Here is a 15,067-nt window from a genome sequence, read left to right as displayed (position 1 = left end):
CCGGCGACACTACTGGGTGAGTCAGGGCCACTTCCGCAGCACGACCGTCCACGACGAGGAGTCGACGTGGAACTCCGGCACCGGATTGCCCGCCCGTGCCATGGCCGAGCGGATGCGGAAGATGCCGCGGCCGAACCGGTTCACGTAGCCGAGCGCCTTCATCGCGCGGGCCAGGTTCGGGTTGCGGTAGTCGTGGACGCGGTCGAAGTTGTCCGCCCGCACCTGGCCGTACGGGCCGCCCGGGTTGGTCACCTCGATGCGGTCGTCGAACCAGGTGATCCGGATCGGCGCGTGCGAGGTCTCGTAGTTGCGGTGCATGACCGCGTTCATGCACGTCTCCCGCAGCGCCTCCAGCGGGTAGTCCGGCAGCTGCTCCTCGCGGAAGCCCTCGCCGTCGGTCAGCCGCGTCCGCAGGTGACCGCTGAGCAGCGCGCTCAGCCTCGTTGCCGTCGCGACGAGGTTGCCGCGCAGCTCCTGCTGGTCGATGACCGGGGCGTCGAGGTCGCGTCCCTGATAGCGGATGAACTGGACGTACGCGCCTGGGACGTGCGCGCTGGGGTCGCGGCCGACCGAGAGCAGGCCGAGCGCCGTCGGCACGCCGCCCGGTGTGGTCAGCCGCAGCCAGGCGAGGTCGGCTTCCACCGGGTGGTTTTTTTCTTCCAGTGACTCCGCCGCCACGAACGAAGGCAGGTAGGTGGTGCGGAACAGGCGCACGTCGAGGTCGGCGTCGGTGGCGGTCTCGACCGGTCTGCCGTCGAAGGGGGCGGCCGCGAAGCGGCGGACGTCGGCCTGGACGTGCTGGTCATCCCGGATGGTGGTGGCCGTGTGCACCGGTGACGGCTCCCCTCAGTGGCAACAGTGCGAGCTGAGGCGTGACCCTATCGGGTGAGCGCGCTACTCCGTTACGGTTCTGGTGGAAACGAACGGACAAACTCGCGGTGTCACGTTCCGGGCCGCTGTCTTGTCCAAGTCGTATGAGACTCGTGAGCCTGACGCTGTTCGCCCTCACCGGCCTGGTCGTGGGCTGCTGGGCGACGTTCCTGCCGGAGAGCTTCTACAGCGACTTCCCGGGCGTGCGGCCGGGGTACGTCTCGGTCGACGGGCCCTACAACCAGCACCTGGTGCGCGACGTGGGTGCCATGTTCCTGGCGCTCGGGGCGCTGACGGTCGGCGCGATGATCGTGCGGACGACGACGGTCACGCGGCTGACCGGGCTGGCGTGGCTGGTGTTCTCGGTGCCGCACGCGTTCTACCACTTCACGCACCTGCACGTGTTCCAGCCGCTGGACCAGGCGCTCAACGTGGTCGGGTTGAGCGCGCTGGTCCTGCTGGCTCTCGTGCTGGTGGTGCTGCCGGCGAAGGTCAGTGGTGCCGGCGGCCCTGCCCGTTCACGCGTGCCTTGAGCTTGGCCACGGCCGACTTGGCCTGGGCGCGGCGGCGCGGGTCGTTGGCGAACTGCTGGGCCTGCCGGATCGCGCGCTTGCCCTGCGGCGAGTTCGCGAACCGGGCGATCTTGTTGAACAGCGAAGCCATGTCCGTCCTCCGGGGCGGTATGCCGGTTTCGTCACCCTGTCAACGGACGGGTTACCCCGCTGGTTCCACCGCTACCCAGGGGAGACCGTGATGCTCAGCGCACCCGGCCCGACGTGCGCTCCTATCACCGTGCTGGCTTCGACGATGCTCAGCTCGCGGACGTTGGGCACCCGCTCACGCAGCTGCTGCACCAGCATCAGCTCGCGGTTGGTAGGCCGGAAGCAGGAGATCGCGAGGTCGGTCGGGAGGTGACCGGCCCGGTCGGCCGCCAGATCGACCAGCTTGGCCATCGCGCGACGGCTGCCCGCCGCCCGGGACAGCGGCGACACCTCGCCGCCACGAACGGTGAGCAGGGGCTTGATCGAGAGCGCGGTGCCCAGCAGTGCGGTCGCGCCGCCGATCCGGCCGCCACGGCGCAGGTACTCCAGGGTGTCCACGTAGATCAGCTCGCTACTGGTCGCGAAGCGGCGCTGCGCGGCATCGATCACCCGCTCCGCCGGAGCGCCCGCGGCGGCCGCGCGGGCGGCGGAGAGCGCCGCGAAGCCGAGGCTCATCCCGGTCGTCCCGCTGTCCACCGTGTACACCGGGATTTGCACCTGCTGGGCCGCTTCGTGGGCCGCCTGCAGGGTCGCGGACATGCGCTGCGAGATGTGCAGGCTGACGATCGCGCTCGCCCCGGCGCTCACCGCGTCCTGGTAGGTCCAGAAGAACGCGCCAGGGTCCGGCGGGTTCGTCGTCACCCGTTCGCCGGCGCTCAGAGCCTCGACCAGGTGGCTTCTGTCGAACCGGCTCTCCTCGTCGATGTGGTCCCCGACCTGCAGCTGGAGCTGGATGGAGGCGATGCCCCACTGTCTGCGGAGCTGCTCGGGCAGGGACGCGGTCGAGTCGGTGACTACGGCGACGTGGTTGGACACGGGATGTGAGGTTAGACCGGATGCCCGATCGGGTGTAACCACATCGGGTCAAGCCCCCGCTCGGAGTAGTCTGAGCGAGAGGGAGAACAAGCTGAACGATCGTCCCGGTAAATCGGGATTCCGGGTGAAGGCCGTCACCTCGGCGCGCCACGGCAGCGAAATCTCCCTACGCTACCGACCAGTAGAGCTGGTTCAGGGAGGTCGAAGGGGACCAATGACGAACATTGTTGTCCTGGTCAAGCAGGTGCCAGACACCTATTCGGAGCGCAAGCTCTCCGACGGCGACCACACGCTTGACCGCGAGTCCGCCGACGCCGTTCTCGACGAGATCAACGAGAAGGCCGTCGAAGAAGCGCTGAAGATCAAGGAAGCCGGCGAGGGCGAGGTCACCGTGATCTCGGTGGGCCCGGACCGCGCGACCGACGCCATCCGCAAGGCCCTGTCGATGGGCGCGGACAAGGCCATCCACGTCTCGGACGAGGCCCTGCACGGTTCCGACGCCGTGGCCACCGCGAAGGTGCTCGCCGCCGCTGTCGGCAAGGTCGAGGGTGTCGACCTGGTCATCGCGGGCAACGAGGCATCGGACGGCCGTGCCGGTGCGGTTCCCGCGATGCTGGCCGAGCTGCTGGGCCTGCCGCAGCTGACCCAGGTGCGGTCGCTGACGGTCGAGGGCTCGACGGTCAAGGCCGACCGGGAGACCGACGACGGCCTGACGCACCTCGAGGCGAACCTGCCCGCGCTGGTGAGCGTCACCGAGAAGATCAACGAGCCGCGTTACCCGTCCTTCAAGGGCATCATGGCCGCGAAGAAGAAGCCGGTCGAGACGCTCACGGTCGCCGACCTCGGCGTCGACGCGGGCGCGGTCGGCCTCGGCAGCGCACTGTCCACTGTGGTCGAAGCGGCCCCGAAGCCCCCGCGCACCGCGGGCGAGCGGGTCGAGGACGAGGGTGACGGCGGCAGCAAGATCGCCACGTACCTGGTCGGCCAGAAGATCATCTGAGACAGGAGACAGAGCAATGGCTGAAGTTCTGGTTCTCGTCGATCACTTGGCCGGCGAGCTGAAGAAGACCACGTTCGAAGCGCTGACCGCGGCCCGTGAGCTGGGCGAGCCGTCGGCCGTCGTCGTCGGCGCACCGGGCACCGCGGGCAAGTTCAAGGAGCAGCTGGGCTCCTACGGTGCGGCGAAGGTATATGTGGCCGAGTCCGAGGACGCGGGCAACTACCTGGTGACCCCGAAGGTCGACGCGCTGGCGAAGCTGGTCGAGCAGGCGTCCCCGGCGGCGGTGATCGTCACCGCGTCCGCCGAGGGCAAGGAGGTCTCCGGCCGTCTCGCGATCCGGGTCGGCGGTGGCCTGGTCTACGACGCCGTCGGTGTGAACTCGGACGGCACCGTGGAGCAGTCGATCTTCGGTGGCGCCTACTCGGTGAAGGCGAAGGCGCAGGGCCTGCCGATCATCTCGGTGCGCCCGGGCGCGGTGGAGGCCGCGCAGGCCGAGGGCGCGGCGGCCGAAGAGGCTGTCGAGCTGCCCGCGGTGGACGCCGCCAAATCCGCGAAGATCACCGGCGTGGAGCCGGTCACGGGCGGCGACCGTCCGGAGCTGACCGAGGCCACCATCGTCGTGTCCGGTGGTCGTGGTGTCGGTTCGGCCGACAAGTTCGACGTGGTGGAGAAGCTGGCCGACTCGCTTGGTGCGGCGGTCGGTGCCTCCCGTGCCGCTGTCGACTCCGGTTACTACCCGGCGCAGTTCCAGGTGGGCCAGACCGGCAAGACGGTTTCGCCCCAGCTGTACGTCGCGCTCGGGATCTCCGGTGCGATCCAGCACCGCGCCGGTATGCAGACCTCGAAGACGATCGTCGCGGTCAACAAGGACCCCGAGGCGCCGATCTTCGAGATCGCCGACTTCGGCGTGGTGGGCGACCTGTTCAATGTCGCCCCGCAGCTGACCGAAGAGGTCGCCAAGCGCAAGAGCTGATGCAGGTAAGACGGGGGCCATCGCCAGGACAGGCGGTGGCCCCCGTTCTTTCGTCCTTGCGGCGAGCGCCGGCGAGCTGCAGCAGATCGAGACGGGATGACCGAGGACTGTCCCTTGATCTTTGAAAGCCGAGCGCTGCGCGCGAATACAACCCAGACCTGGGCTTTCCCCCGAGCCTTGATCGTCAGGGCGGCTCTGTATCGGGGGTGGGGGAGGTGTGGGTGAGGTGGCTGCCGGTGCCGGTCGCATCGCCGGGTGGCCCCGCTTCCTGAGAGAACCCTGAGAACCCGCGGTTCATCCAACGTGCACGAGGTGGTCACGCGATGAACCTCCTGGCGGTTCCCTGGCCGCCGGTACACCTACAGACATGACGCGGTCCCAGTTGCTCGTCAGCACCGATTGCCAGGACGGCCAGCTGCCCGAGGGCGCTGCCCGGTATTCATTGCTCGTCGCCTACGACAACGATGAAGTCGTTGCGGCACAGCGGCTTCGTTACCAGGTCTTCGCCGGGGAGATGGGTGCGAAGCTGCATTCGGCGCCCGGTCTGGACGTCGACCGGTTCGACGAGTTCTGCGATCATCTCGTGGTTCGCGACGACAACACGGGGGAGATCGTCGGCACCTACCGGATGCTGCCGCCCGATCGGGCCGCGAAGGCCGGTGGGCTGTACTCGGAGACCGAGTTCGACCTGACGAACCTCGCCGGGCTGCGCGGGTCGCTCGTGGAGACCGGACGGTCGTGCGTACACCCCGACCACCGGACAGGCGCCGTGGTGAGCCTGGTGTGGGCGGGCATCGGGCGGTACATGCTGCTGTCCGGCCACCGCTACCTCGGGGGATGCGCATCGGTCCCGCTCAACGACGGTGGCACGTACGCGGCCGGTGTGTGGGACATCCTCCGCGTCAAGCACTACGCGAGCGAGTCGAACCGGGTGACACCGCTGAACCCGTGGCAGGACACCGGCGTCGCGCGGCCCGCCCGTGCGGTGCTGCCCCCGCTGATCAAGGGGTACACGCGGCTCGGCGCGAAGGTGTGCGGTCCGGCCGCGCACGACCCGGACTTCGCGGTCGCCGACTTCTTCACCCTGCTCGACATGCAGGCGATGGACGCACGCTATCTCAAGTTCTTCCTCGGGAACCAGGCATGAGCCACCCCTGGATGCCCGCCTCACCGTGCGGCGACGGCTGTCTGACGCCGGGCGCGGCGACCGTCGGGCCGGTGCGCCGCGCGCTGCGCTTCACCGCGGCGGTTTCGGTGGTGCTGCTGGCGTTCGGGGCGCTGCCGGCGTTGGTCGTCCGACGATTCCGGGAACCCGTGGCGCGCACGGTGTTCCGCGGGGTGCTGCGGGCGTTCGGGGTACGGCTGGTGGTGCGCGGTGAACGTCTCGACGGTGGCGGGCGCGGGGCGCTGGTGGTGAACAACCACATCTCGTGGCTGGACATCGTGGCGGTCAACGCCGTGCGGCCGATGCGCGCGCTCGCCAAGAAGGAGATCGCGGGCTGGCCGGTGCTCGGTGCGCTCGTGGCCCGCGGCGGCAGCATTTTCCTCGACAGGGAACGGCTTTCCACACTTCCGTCCACGATGGCCGAACTGTCCGCCGCGATGCGCGACGGTTCGCTGGTCAGCGTCACGCCCGAGGGCACGACCTGGTGCGGTCTGGCCTCCGGCCGGTTCCGCCCGGCGACGTTCCAAGCGGCGATCGACGCCGGGGTGCCGGTGCGGCCGCTGGCGTTGCGGTACCGGATGGCGGACGGCCGCGAGACCACGCAGCCTGCCTTCATCGGTCCCGAATCACTGATCGACTCGCTCAACCGCGTCGCGGCGCTGCGTGGGCTGGTGCTGGAAGTGACGGTGTGCGGGGAAATCGCGCCCGGCCGTGCCGCGGACCGGCGTGAGCTGGCCGGAATGGCGGAGGCCGCGGTGCAGGCCGCGCTGGGGAACGTGCGCGTGCCGGTGCAGCAGCGGCGGCGGGTGCCCGTCCGGGTGGAGCACTTCGAGCAGGTGTAGCCGCTTGACCTCCACCGCGCTGGAGGTGTGAGCCTGGACCGATGATCGTCGAAAGCCGGCCGCGCGGGGTGTTGTGGACGGCCGAGCACCGGATGACCACCGTGGCCAGCCTGCTCGTCGTCACGCTCATCGCGTTCGAGAACATGGGTGTGGCCACCGCGATGCCCACCATGGTCGCCGACCTTGGCGGGCAGCGCCTCTACTCCTGGCCGTTCACGTCGTTCCTCGTCGCGAGTGTCGTCGCCACCGTGCTGTCCGGCCGGATCTGCGACCGGCGGGGTCCGGCGCTGCCGTTGATCGCCGGGCCGGCGCCGCTGTTCCTCGCCGGTCTGCTCGTCGCGGGCACCGCGCGGAGCATGGCCCTCCTGCTCGCCGGACGGGTCCTGCAGGGGCTCGGCACGGGCCTGGTGCTCGTCGCCGTGTCGCTGCTCATCGCGCTCGTCTACACCGACCGCGAACGGCCCGTGATGTACGCCGCGAACGCCGCGGCCTGGGTGCTGCCCGCGGTCGTCGGGCCGACCGTCGCGGGCCTGGTCACCGAGCACCTCGGCTGGCGCTGGGTGTTCCTCGGCCTCGCCCCGCTCACCGTCGTCGGCCTGGCCATGCTCGTCCAGGTCGCCCGCCGGCTCACGCACGTACCCGGCGAACAGCAGCGCCGCGCGGGGATCGTCGTCGCGCTCGCGGCCGCGTTCGGCGTCGCCGCGCTGACCTGGGCCGCCCAGCACCCCAGCCCCGCCGCACTCGCCTACGGAGGCGCCGGGCTGGCCGCGCTGGCCCTCGCGGTCCGCCGTCTCGTCCCGCCGGGCACCGTCACGGCACGGCCCGGCCTGCCCACCGTCGTCGCTTCACGGGCCCTGCTCGGCGGCGCCTTCGCCGGGATGGAGGCTTACCTGCCGCTGGCCATGACCACCGTCCACGGCTACAGCCCGGCGCTCGCCGGTCTCCCGCTCACCGCGACCGCGCTGACCTGGTCCGCGGCCTCCGCCGTCCAGGGCCGCCACCCGGACTGGTCCCGCGAAACGCTCCTGCGCGCGGGTTTCGGCATGGTCGCCGTCAGCGTGCTCCTGTTCGCGCTCGTCGCCCAGCCGTGGTTCCCGGGCTGGATCGCGTTCGCCGCGTGCCTGGTCGGCGGCGCGGGCATGGGCATCGCCTACCCGTCGATCTCGCTGCTGTTGCTGCGTTTCTCGCCCGAGCACGAGCGCGGCTTCAACACCTCGGCGATGCAGCTGGGCGACTGGGTCGCCTCGGCGCTGACCGTCGGCTTCGGCGGGGTCCTGCTCGGCCTGGTCGCCTCCGCCGGGCGGCCCGCGCCCGCGCTCGGTGTGCTCGGCCTCACCCTGGCCGCTCTTGCGCTGCTCGGCGTCGTCATCACCCGCCGGTGGCCCACGCGCGGGTGAGGACGCACGGTCTACCCTGGTAATGCGATGACCTATCTCGACCACGCGGCGACCACCCCGATGTCGCCGTCAGCCATTGCGGCGATGAGTGAGGCGCTGTCCACCGTGGGCAACGCCTCGTCACTGCATTCCTCCGGCAGGCGGGCACGCCGGGCCGTCGAGGAGGCGCGCGAGATCATCGGCGAGGCGCTGGGTGCCCGCCCCTCCGAGGTGATCTTCACGGCGGGTGGCACGGAAAGTGACAACCTCGCGGTCAAGGGCATCTTCTGGGCGCGCCACGGCGCCGACCCGAAGCGCCGCCGCGTGCTGGCCGGCACCGCCGAACACCACGCGGTGCTGGACGCCGTGCAGTGGCTGGCCGATCACGCGCGGGCCGAGGTCACCTGGCTCGACGTCGACGAGCATGGCCGGGTGCTGCCCGAAACCCTGCGCAAGGCCGTCGAGAGCGACCCCGACGACGTGGCGCTGGTCACCGTCATGTGGGCGAACAACGAGGTCGGCACCATCAACCCGATGGCCGAGCTGGCCGAGATCTGCGCGGAGCACGGTCTCCCGCTGCACACCGACGCCGTGCAGGCCGTCGGCGCCGTGCCGGTGAACTTCGCCGGCAGTGGCGTCAGCGCACTCACCCTGACCGGGCACAAGCTCGGCGGCCCCTACGGCGTCGGCGCGCTCGTGCTGTCCAGGGACACCGAATGCGTGCCGCTGCTGCACGGCGGTGGCCAGGAACGCGACGTCCGCTCCGGCACGCTCGACGTGCCCGCCATCCGGGCGTTCGCGACGGCCGTCGAAGAGGCGGTGCGCGAGCAACCCCGCTACGCCGAACGGGTAAGCGGACTGCGCGACGCGCTCATCGAAGCCGTGCGGCGTGAGGTGCCCGACGTCGTGCTCAACGGCGTGCCTTCGGGCGAGGGACGGCTGCCCGGCATCGCGCACCTGACCTTTCCCGGCTGCGCGGGCGACAGCCTGCTGATGTTGCTGGACACCAAGGGCATCGAGTGCTCGACCGGTTCGGCCTGCACCGCCGGCGTCGCGGAGCCCAGCCACGTGCTGCTCGCGATGGGCGCCGACGCGGCGTCGGCCCGCGGTTCGCTGCGGTTCTCGCTCGGTCACACGTCGACGCCGGACGATGTGGACGCGGTGGCGCGGGAGATCGGCGGCGTGGTCGCGCGGGCGCGGCAGGCGGGCCTGTCCGGGTTGCGCAAGAACAAGCAGGAGATGTGATGCGGGTACTGGCCGCGATGAGCGGGGGAGTGGACTCGGCCGTGGCGGCGGCCCGTGCGGTCGAGGCCGGCCACGACGTGGTCGGCGTACACCTGGCGTTGTCGGCCAAGCCCGGCACGCTGCGCACCGGTTCGCGCGGGTGCTGCACGATCGAGGACTCGCACGACGCGCGCCGCGCCGCGGACATCCTCGGGATCCCGTTCTACGTCTGGGACTTCGCGGAGCGGTTCAGCGAGGAGGTCATCGAGACCTTCGTCGGCGAGTACGCCGCCGGACGCACGCCCAACCCGTGCGTCACCTGCAACGAGAAGATCAAGTTCGAGGCGCTGCTGGACAAGGCGATGGCGCTGGGGTTCGACGCCGTCGCGACCGGCCACTACGCCCGCCTGTCCGTTGTGGACGGTGTGCCGGAGCTGCGCCGCGCCGTCGACGCGGACAAGGACCAGTCCTACGTGCTGGCCTCGCTGACGCCGGAGCAGCTGCGGCACTCGATGTTCCCGGTCGGCGACACCCGCAAGCCGGACATCCGCGCGGAGGCCGAGAGCCGCGGTCTCGCCGTGGCGCGCAAGCCGGACAGCCACGACATCTGCTTCATCCCCGACGGCGACACCCAGAAGTTCCTGGAGAAGCGCCTCGGCCAGCGACCGGGCGACCTCGTCGACGCCGAGACCGGTGCCGTGCTCGGCCGCCACACCGGCGTGCACGGTTTCACCATCGGCCAGCGCAAGGGGCTCGGCATCGACCGGTCGGTGCTGGACGGCAAGCCGCGGTACGTGCTGGCGCTGGAACCGGTGTCCGGCACCGTGAAGGTCGGCTCCGCGGACGCGCTGACCGTGCGGGAGATCCGCGCCGGCCGCCCCGTGTGGCCGTCGGGGCCGCTCGATGGCCCGACCGAATGCGTGGTCCAGGTGCGGGCGCACGGCGGGCTCGGCGCCGCGGTCGCCGAGGTCGAGGGCGACGAAGTGCGGATCCAGGTGCGCGAGCCGCTCACCGGCGTCGCGCCGGGCCAGGTCGCCGTGCTGTACCGGCCGGACGCGGCCGGTGACCTCGTGCTGGGCAGCGCGAAGATCGTGGCGACCGGCGAGTAACGCACGATCCGGTGGTTTCGCCGCCAGCGCCGGCGCCGTGGGCGGCGCTACACTCGGGCTACGGTTCCCGCCAGTATTCGACAAAGCGCCGAGGAGGCGAGCCTGGTGTCCGACGAGCCGTGCACCCCGCTCACGGAGCGCGTGCTGGATCTCGCCGTCGAGCGTCGGCGTGGTGTGGCGGTGGTGTCGGCGGCAGGCGAGATCGACCTGTGCAGCGCGCCCGGGCTGGCGGACGCGCTCGCGGAACGGTCCGGCCCGGTCGTGCTCGACCTGACCCGTGTCGCGTTCCTCAGCGCGGCTGGTGTCCAGGTGATGCTGGAGGCCCAGGCGCGGGGGTGTGACCTGCGGCTGGTGGTTCCGCGCAGCGGCAGGCTGCTCCGGATCTTCGACGTCACCGGGCTCACCGCGCAGGTGCCCCGGTTCGATTCCGTCGTCGACGCCGTCGGTTCATGATCTGCTGACAGGCCGAAAAGGGGCTACCGTCGAGGAGTGGCCGGACAACCGCGGGATCTCATTGTCGTGGGAGCCTCCGCCGGTGGCGTCGAGGCGCTGCGTGAGTTCGCCGCGGGGCTTCCCGCGGACCTGCCCGCCGCGGTCCTGGTCGTGCTCCACCTCCCGCCGGGTGGGGCCAGTGCGCTGCCCGCGATTCTCGACCGTGCCGGGCCGCTGCACGCACTGAGCGCCCGTGACGGCGAACCGCTGCGGCGAGCGCACCTCTACACCGCGGTGCCGGACCACCACCTGCTGGTGCACGACGGGCGGATCGTGTTGTCCCGCGGCCCGACCGAGAACGGGTACCGGCCCGCGGTGGATGCCCTGTTCCGGTCCGCCGCCGTCGACCGCGGACCGCGTGTCATCGGCGTGGTGCTCTCGGGCGCGCTCGACGACGGCACCGCGGGTCTGGCCGCGATCAAGGCTCGTGGAGGCGTTGCCGTGGCGCAGGATCCCCACGAAGCCATCTACCGGGCGATGCCGGACAACGCGCTCGCGCGGGTCGCGGTCGACCACGTCCTGCCGAGCGGGAAGATCGGCGGCGTCCTCGCCGAACGGGTACGGGAGGTCGTCGACGGCGAGAGCAACGATCCGGGACCGGCCGTCGACGAGGTCGAGGCACGTATCGCCCGGTCCGAGGGTAACGCCAACGTGGTGTCGCGGGAGGTGTTCGACGTGTCCCAGCCCTCGGGCCTGGCGTGCCCGGACTGCCACGGCGTGCTGCACTCGCTCGACGAGGCGGGCACGCGGTACCGGTGCCGGGTCGGGCACGCGTGGACCGCGAAAGCCTTGTTTTACCAGCAGTCCCTCGGAATCGAGCAGGCGCTCTGGGCGGCGCTGCGTGCGCTGGAGGAGAAGCGGGACCTCGCGATCCGGATGAGCCAGGACGCCGACCACCGCGGCTTCCACCTCGTTTCCGCCCGCTACGAACGGCATCGCGCGGAAGCGGACCACGCCGCCGGGGTGCTGCGGACCTTCCTGTTCGAGGAACTTCCGATCGTGGACGAGGCCGACGACGCCTCCGATGAAACCGCTTGAACACTGACGTAGGGTCCGCACGTGGACGAGCAGATCGAGTCGGCGACGGACGAGGGCTTCGAGGCCATTCTCGAGTACCTCAAGGAGACGCGCGGCTTCGACTTCACCGGGTACAAGCGCAGCAGCCTCATGCGGCGCGTCAACCGGCGGATGCACACCGTCGGCTGCGCCAGTTTCGTCGACTACCTCGACTTCCTGCAGGTCAACGGCGACGAGTTCGGCGCGTTGTTCAACACGATCCTGATCAACGTCACGAACTTCTTCCGTGACGCGGACGCGTGGGACTTTCTGCAGTCCGAGATCATCCCCATGGTGCTGGCCGAGCGCGGGCCGGACGACCCGGTGCGGGTCTGGAGCGCCGGGTGCGCCTCGGGAGAGGAGGCGTACAGCCTCGCCATCGCGCTGGCCGAAGCGATGGGGATCGAGCAGTTCCGGCATCGGGTGAAGATCTACGCCACGGATGTCGACGAGGAGGCGCTCGCCCAGGCCCGGCAGGCCGTCTACTCGTCACGGGACATCGAGGGGCTGCCCGCGGACTACGTGTCCCGGTACTTCGAGCACCAGGCCGGGCGGTACTCCTTCCACAAGGAGCTGCGCCGCTCGGTGATCTTCGGGCGCAACGACCTGGTGCAGGACGCGCCCATCTCGCGCATCGACCTGCTGGTCTGCCGCAACACGCTGATGTACTTCAACGCGGACGCCCAGACCAGTATTCTGCGCAAACTGCACTTCGCGCTCGTGCCGCGCGGCGTGCTGTTCATGGGCAAGGCCGAGATGCTGCTGTCACACAGCCGCATCTTCGATCCGGTCAACCTGCGCTTCCGGATCTTCCGGAAGCTCGGCGCGAATCCGGTGGCCGTGAACTCGCCGTTCAACCACAGCCTGCCCGCCGACCGGCAAACGGTGCTCGACCGGCTCGACGAGCTGCGGTCGCTGACCTTCGCGGCCAATCCGGTCGCGCAGATCGTGGTCACCTCCGACGACGCGGTCGCGCTGATCAACGAGCAGGCCGGGCAGATGTTCAACCTGAGCGAACGCGATGTCGGACGGCTGTTGCGGGACCTGGAGATCTCCTACCGGCCGGTCGAGTTGCGCAGCTACATCGACCAGGTGCGCGGCGATCGGCGGGCGGTGCGCGCGAAGGGGGTCGAGTGGCAGCGCGGGCCGGGGGACCTGCTGGCGCTCGAGCTGCACTTCAGCCCGCTGATCGTGCAGTCCGGAGATCTGGTCGGCGTGTCCGTGGTCTTCCACGACGTGACCACGACGCACCGGCTGGTGGCCGAGCTGGCGAACGCGAACCGGGCACGGGAAAACGCTTACGAGGAGCTGCAATCCACCACCGAGGAGCTGGAGACCACCAACGAGGAGCTCCAGTCGACCATCGAGGAGCTGGAGACGACCAACGAGGAGCTCCAGTCGACCAACGAGGAGCTGGAGACCACCAACGAGGAACTCCAGTCGACCAACGACGAGCTGCAGACCATCAACAACACCCTGCGTGACCGCACGACCGAACTCGACGACCTCAACGAGTTCCTGGAGTCGATCCTCACCTCGCTGCAGGCCGGGGTGGTGGTCGTGGACCAGCAGATGCGGGTGGTGGCGTGGAACGCGGGCGCCGAGGACCTGTGGGGGCTGCGCCGGAACGAGGTCGAGGGCGAACACCTGCTCAACCTCGACATCGGCCTGCCGGTGGCCGATCTGCGCCCGATGGTGCGGCCGGCGCTGGCCGATCCCGCCTACTTCGAACGCATCACCATGGACGCGGTGAACCGGCGGGGCCGGGCGGTCGTGCTGCGCGTCGCCTGCGGTGCCCTGCGCAACCGCCGTGGCGATTCGACGGGCGCGATCCTCGTGATGGAAGCCCAGGACGGTGTCGTCGACCTCATACCGTGAACGTGGCGAGCCGGTGCGGAACCAGGCTGAGGACGGCCCAGACCACCTTGCCGCCGCCGAGGGTGGGTGAACACCCCCAGGCCAGGGACAGCGCGGCGACCACCTGCAGGCCGTAGCCCGACAACCGGCCCTGCGCGCTCTGCCGCAACACGGCCTGCTTCGAGTTCTGGTCCCGCACGGCGATCGTGAGGTAGCCCAAGCGCAGCTCCACACGCAGCTCCAGCTCGGTTCCGGCGTGGGTGACGGCGTTCTCGATGAGCTCGGAAGCGACTCCCAGCGCGTCCTCCAGCCGGGCCACCACGTTCCAGTCGCGGCAGGTTTCCCGCACGAACGCACGGGCGGCGTGGGAGCTGGCCGGGATCGGCGGAAAGTCGGCCGTGTGGCGGCGGCGCTGCGGTGGCTCTTCGATCGCGTCCAGCGCGTCCACCAGTGACGAGTAGGTCGGCACGTACCGCCGCACACCGCTGAAGTCGATCAGGCGACGCTGCTGCTCGTCCCCGGTGACCAGCACCATCGGCACGGCGGGCCACTGGTTGATGCGCATCCAGACCGCGGAGAACACGGTCAGGGCGGAGGTGCTGGTCACCTCCAGCCGGTCGGCCCGGACGAGCAGTGCTCTCGGTTGTTCGATCGCCAGTTTGATCAGGCTGTCGCGCAGTATGCCGTAGGTCCGTGCGTCGAGTCTGCCGTCAAGATCGACGACGGTGCAGCCGGCCAGGTCGTGTTGCTCGACGACGATCTGATCAGCGGTGCTCATCAGCCGACACCGCCTCCAAGTTACTTCGGTGTGCTTTCCCGTCAACGGGAGTGGTACCCGCTGCCGGAGCGGGGCATTCCTGTCAGTGAACCCTTATCGTGCCAGTCCGCGCAAGAGGGGCAGGAATACGTCGTCGACGATTTCGGTAATCGTTTTCTCAGTGATTTCCCGGTGGTAGAACGCGGCTTCCACGCGAATGAGGTCGAGGGGGAGCCGGGCGGCGCGCGCGGTGAGTTCCACCGGGCGGATTTCGCCGCGCTCCACGGCGCGGCCGACGATCGTCTCGATGCTCGGACGGTGTGTCGCGGCGGCGATCTGCTTGAGCAACAGGGCGAACACCTCGGGATCGCGGAAGGTTTCCGTCATCAGGCCGGCGAGGACGTCCCGCGGGGTGTCGTCGAAGCGGTGGAGAGTCCGCTCCAGCAGGGTGAGCAGGTCGGCGCGGAGGTTGCCGGTGTCGGGCAGGTCGCCCTCCCTGGGCACCCGCCTGCGCCACGCGGCGAGGACGAGCTCGGCGCGGCCGGGCCAGCGGCGGTAGATGACCGGCTTGCTGGTGCCCGCCCGCACGGCCACCGATTCCATGGTCAGCTTGGCGTAGCCGACCTCGACCAGCTCGTCCCAGGCCGCCTGCAGGATGGCTGACTCCAGCTCCTCGCCGTGGCGCCTGGACACCTCGTGACTCCCTCCTAAAATACGTTGCGTTTCTTACTCGGTTAGTCTACACAGTAAATACCGATCGTTTCCTAGG

At 70.0% G+C, this 15,067-nt stretch carries 16 protein-coding genes; 11 read left to right on the top strand and 5 right to left on the bottom strand.

The window, feature by feature from the left end; translation table 11 throughout:
• Positions 1 to 21: 21 nt before the first annotated feature.
• A complete protein-coding gene (locus tag HNR02_RS36400; protein WP_179771510.1) occupies positions 22 to 831 on the bottom strand; it encodes an ATP-binding protein in 810 nt (269 codons plus the stop codon).
• A 143-nt stretch (positions 832 to 974) separates the two neighbouring features.
• Here HNR02_RS36400 and HNR02_RS01905 point away from each other — a divergent pair, with 143 nt between their 5' ends.
• A complete protein-coding gene (locus HNR02_RS01905; RefSeq protein ID WP_179771509.1) occupies positions 975 to 1,403 on the top strand; it encodes a hypothetical protein in 429 nt (142 codons plus the stop codon).
• Here the strand turns inward: HNR02_RS01905 and HNR02_RS01900 are convergent.
• Together HNR02_RS01900 and HNR02_RS01895 are read right to left on the bottom strand one after the other, a co-directional pair.
• On the bottom strand, positions 1,363 to 1,533 hold the full coding sequence (locus tag HNR02_RS01900; RefSeq protein ID WP_179771508.1) for a hypothetical protein: 171 nt from the start codon (positions 1,531 to 1,533) through the stop codon (positions 1,363 to 1,365). The genes HNR02_RS01905 and HNR02_RS01900 overlap by 41 nt on opposite strands.
• A 71-nt stretch (positions 1,534 to 1,604) precedes the next feature.
• Positions 1,605 to 2,447, bottom strand: a complete 843-nt coding sequence (locus HNR02_RS01895; protein WP_179771507.1) for a DegV family protein — start codon at positions 2,445 to 2,447, stop codon at positions 1,605 to 1,607.
• Positions 2,448 to 2,661: 214 nt separating this feature from the next.
• Between HNR02_RS01895 and HNR02_RS01890 the strand changes: the two genes are divergently transcribed.
• From HNR02_RS01890 to HNR02_RS01845, 10 genes are all read left to right on the top strand, one after another.
• On the top strand, positions 2,662 to 3,447 hold the full coding sequence (locus HNR02_RS01890) for an electron transfer flavoprotein subunit beta/FixA family protein (protein ID WP_179771506.1): 786 nt from the start codon (positions 2,662 to 2,664) through the stop codon (positions 3,445 to 3,447).
• Between the two features lie 16 nt (positions 3,448 to 3,463).
• Positions 3,464 to 4,420, top strand: coding sequence for an electron transfer flavoprotein subunit alpha/FixB family protein (locus HNR02_RS01885; RefSeq protein ID WP_179771505.1), 957 nt, complete (start codon positions 3,464 to 3,466; stop codon positions 4,418 to 4,420).
• Between the two features lie 367 nt (positions 4,421 to 4,787).
• Positions 4,788 to 5,567 (top strand): GNAT family N-acetyltransferase, encoded by a 780-nt coding sequence (locus HNR02_RS01880; RefSeq protein ID WP_179771504.1) that lies wholly within the window; start codon positions 4,788 to 4,790, stop codon positions 5,565 to 5,567.
• Positions 5,564 to 6,427, top strand: coding sequence for a lysophospholipid acyltransferase family protein (locus tag HNR02_RS01875; RefSeq protein ID WP_179771503.1), 864 nt, complete (start codon positions 5,564 to 5,566; stop codon positions 6,425 to 6,427). Before HNR02_RS01880 ends, HNR02_RS01875 begins: the two co-directional genes overlap by 4 nt.
• A 41-nt stretch (positions 6,428 to 6,468) precedes the next feature.
• Positions 6,469 to 7,824, top strand: coding sequence for an MFS transporter (locus HNR02_RS01870; protein WP_179771502.1), 1,356 nt, complete (start codon positions 6,469 to 6,471; stop codon positions 7,822 to 7,824).
• A gap of 27 nt (positions 7,825 to 7,851) precedes the next feature.
• On the top strand, positions 7,852 to 9,048 hold the full coding sequence (locus HNR02_RS01865; protein WP_179771501.1) for a cysteine desulfurase family protein: 1,197 nt from the start codon (positions 7,852 to 7,854) through the stop codon (positions 9,046 to 9,048).
• On the top strand, positions 9,048 to 10,136 hold the full coding sequence (gene mnmA / locus HNR02_RS01860; RefSeq protein WP_179771500.1) for a tRNA 2-thiouridine(34) synthase MnmA: 1,089 nt from the start codon (positions 9,048 to 9,050) through the stop codon (positions 10,134 to 10,136). The genes HNR02_RS01865 and mnmA overlap by 1 nt, the downstream gene beginning before the upstream one ends.
• Before the next feature lie 105 nt (positions 10,137 to 10,241).
• The gene (locus HNR02_RS01855; RefSeq protein WP_179771499.1) at positions 10,242 to 10,589 is read left to right on the top strand and encodes an STAS domain-containing protein; all 348 of its coding nucleotides are present in this window, start codon (positions 10,242 to 10,244) and stop codon (positions 10,587 to 10,589) included.
• 36 nt (positions 10,590 to 10,625) lie between these two features.
• Complete coding sequence (locus HNR02_RS01850; protein ID WP_179771498.1) at positions 10,626 to 11,666, top strand: chemotaxis protein CheB; 1,041 nt, start codon at positions 10,626 to 10,628, stop codon at positions 11,664 to 11,666.
• A 21-nt stretch (positions 11,667 to 11,687) separates the two neighbouring features.
• Positions 11,688 to 13,562, top strand: coding sequence for a CheR family methyltransferase (locus tag HNR02_RS01845; protein WP_179771497.1), 1,875 nt, complete (start codon positions 11,688 to 11,690; stop codon positions 13,560 to 13,562).
• Here HNR02_RS01845 and HNR02_RS01840 read toward each other — a convergent pair.
• Both HNR02_RS01840 and HNR02_RS01835 read right to left on the bottom strand, forming a co-directional pair.
• The gene (locus HNR02_RS01840; RefSeq protein ID WP_179771496.1) at positions 13,552 to 14,319 is read right to left on the bottom strand and encodes an STAS domain-containing protein; all 768 of its coding nucleotides are present in this window, start codon (positions 14,317 to 14,319) and stop codon (positions 13,552 to 13,554) included. The two genes, HNR02_RS01845 and HNR02_RS01840, sit on opposite strands and share 11 nt — an antisense overlap.
• Positions 14,320 to 14,412: 93 nt before the next feature.
• Positions 14,413 to 14,991 (bottom strand): TetR/AcrR family transcriptional regulator, encoded by a 579-nt coding sequence (locus HNR02_RS01835; protein WP_312860872.1) that lies wholly within the window; start codon positions 14,989 to 14,991, stop codon positions 14,413 to 14,415.
• Between the last annotated feature and the right edge of the window lie 76 nt (positions 14,992 to 15,067).

Origin of the sequence: Amycolatopsis endophytica (assembly GCF_013410405.1) — a bacterium.
Lineage (GTDB): Bacteria > Actinomycetota > Actinomycetes > Mycobacteriales > Pseudonocardiaceae > Amycolatopsis_E > Amycolatopsis_E endophytica.
The sequence above is the reverse complement of the archived record's forward strand: the minus strand, read 5'-3'. Positions and strand labels throughout refer to the sequence as shown.

Bases quoted from the DNA above. Each gene is read 5' to 3' on its own strand.
- HNR02_RS01905 (WP_179771509.1), top strand. From the start codon at position 975: ATGAGACTCGTGAGCCTGACGCTGTTCGCCCTCACCGGCCTGGTCGTG.
- HNR02_RS01900 (WP_179771508.1), bottom strand. From the start codon at position 1,533: ATGGCTTCGCTGTTCAACAAGATCGCCCGGTTCGCGAACTCGCCGCAG.
- HNR02_RS01875 (WP_179771503.1), top strand. From the start codon at position 5,564: ATGAGCCACCCCTGGATGCCCGCCTCACCGTGCGGCGACGGCTGTCTG.
- HNR02_RS01865 (WP_179771501.1), top strand. From the start codon at position 7,852: ATGACCTATCTCGACCACGCGGCGACCACCCCGATGTCGCCGTCAGCC.
- mnmA (WP_179771500.1), top strand. From the start codon at position 9,048: ATGCGGGTACTGGCCGCGATGAGCGGGGGAGTGGACTCGGCCGTGGCG.
- HNR02_RS01890 (WP_179771506.1), top strand. From the start codon at position 2,662: ATGACGAACATTGTTGTCCTGGTCAAGCAGGTGCCAGACACCTATTCG.
- HNR02_RS01840 (WP_179771496.1), bottom strand. From the start codon at position 14,319: ATGAGCACCGCTGATCAGATCGTCGTCGAGCAACACGACCTGGCCGGC.
- HNR02_RS01880 (WP_179771504.1), top strand. From the start codon at position 4,788: ATGACGCGGTCCCAGTTGCTCGTCAGCACCGATTGCCAGGACGGCCAG.
- HNR02_RS01885 (WP_179771505.1), top strand. From the start codon at position 3,464: ATGGCTGAAGTTCTGGTTCTCGTCGATCACTTGGCCGGCGAGCTGAAG.
- HNR02_RS01870 (WP_179771502.1), top strand. From the start codon at position 6,469: ATGATCGTCGAAAGCCGGCCGCGCGGGGTGTTGTGGACGGCCGAGCAC.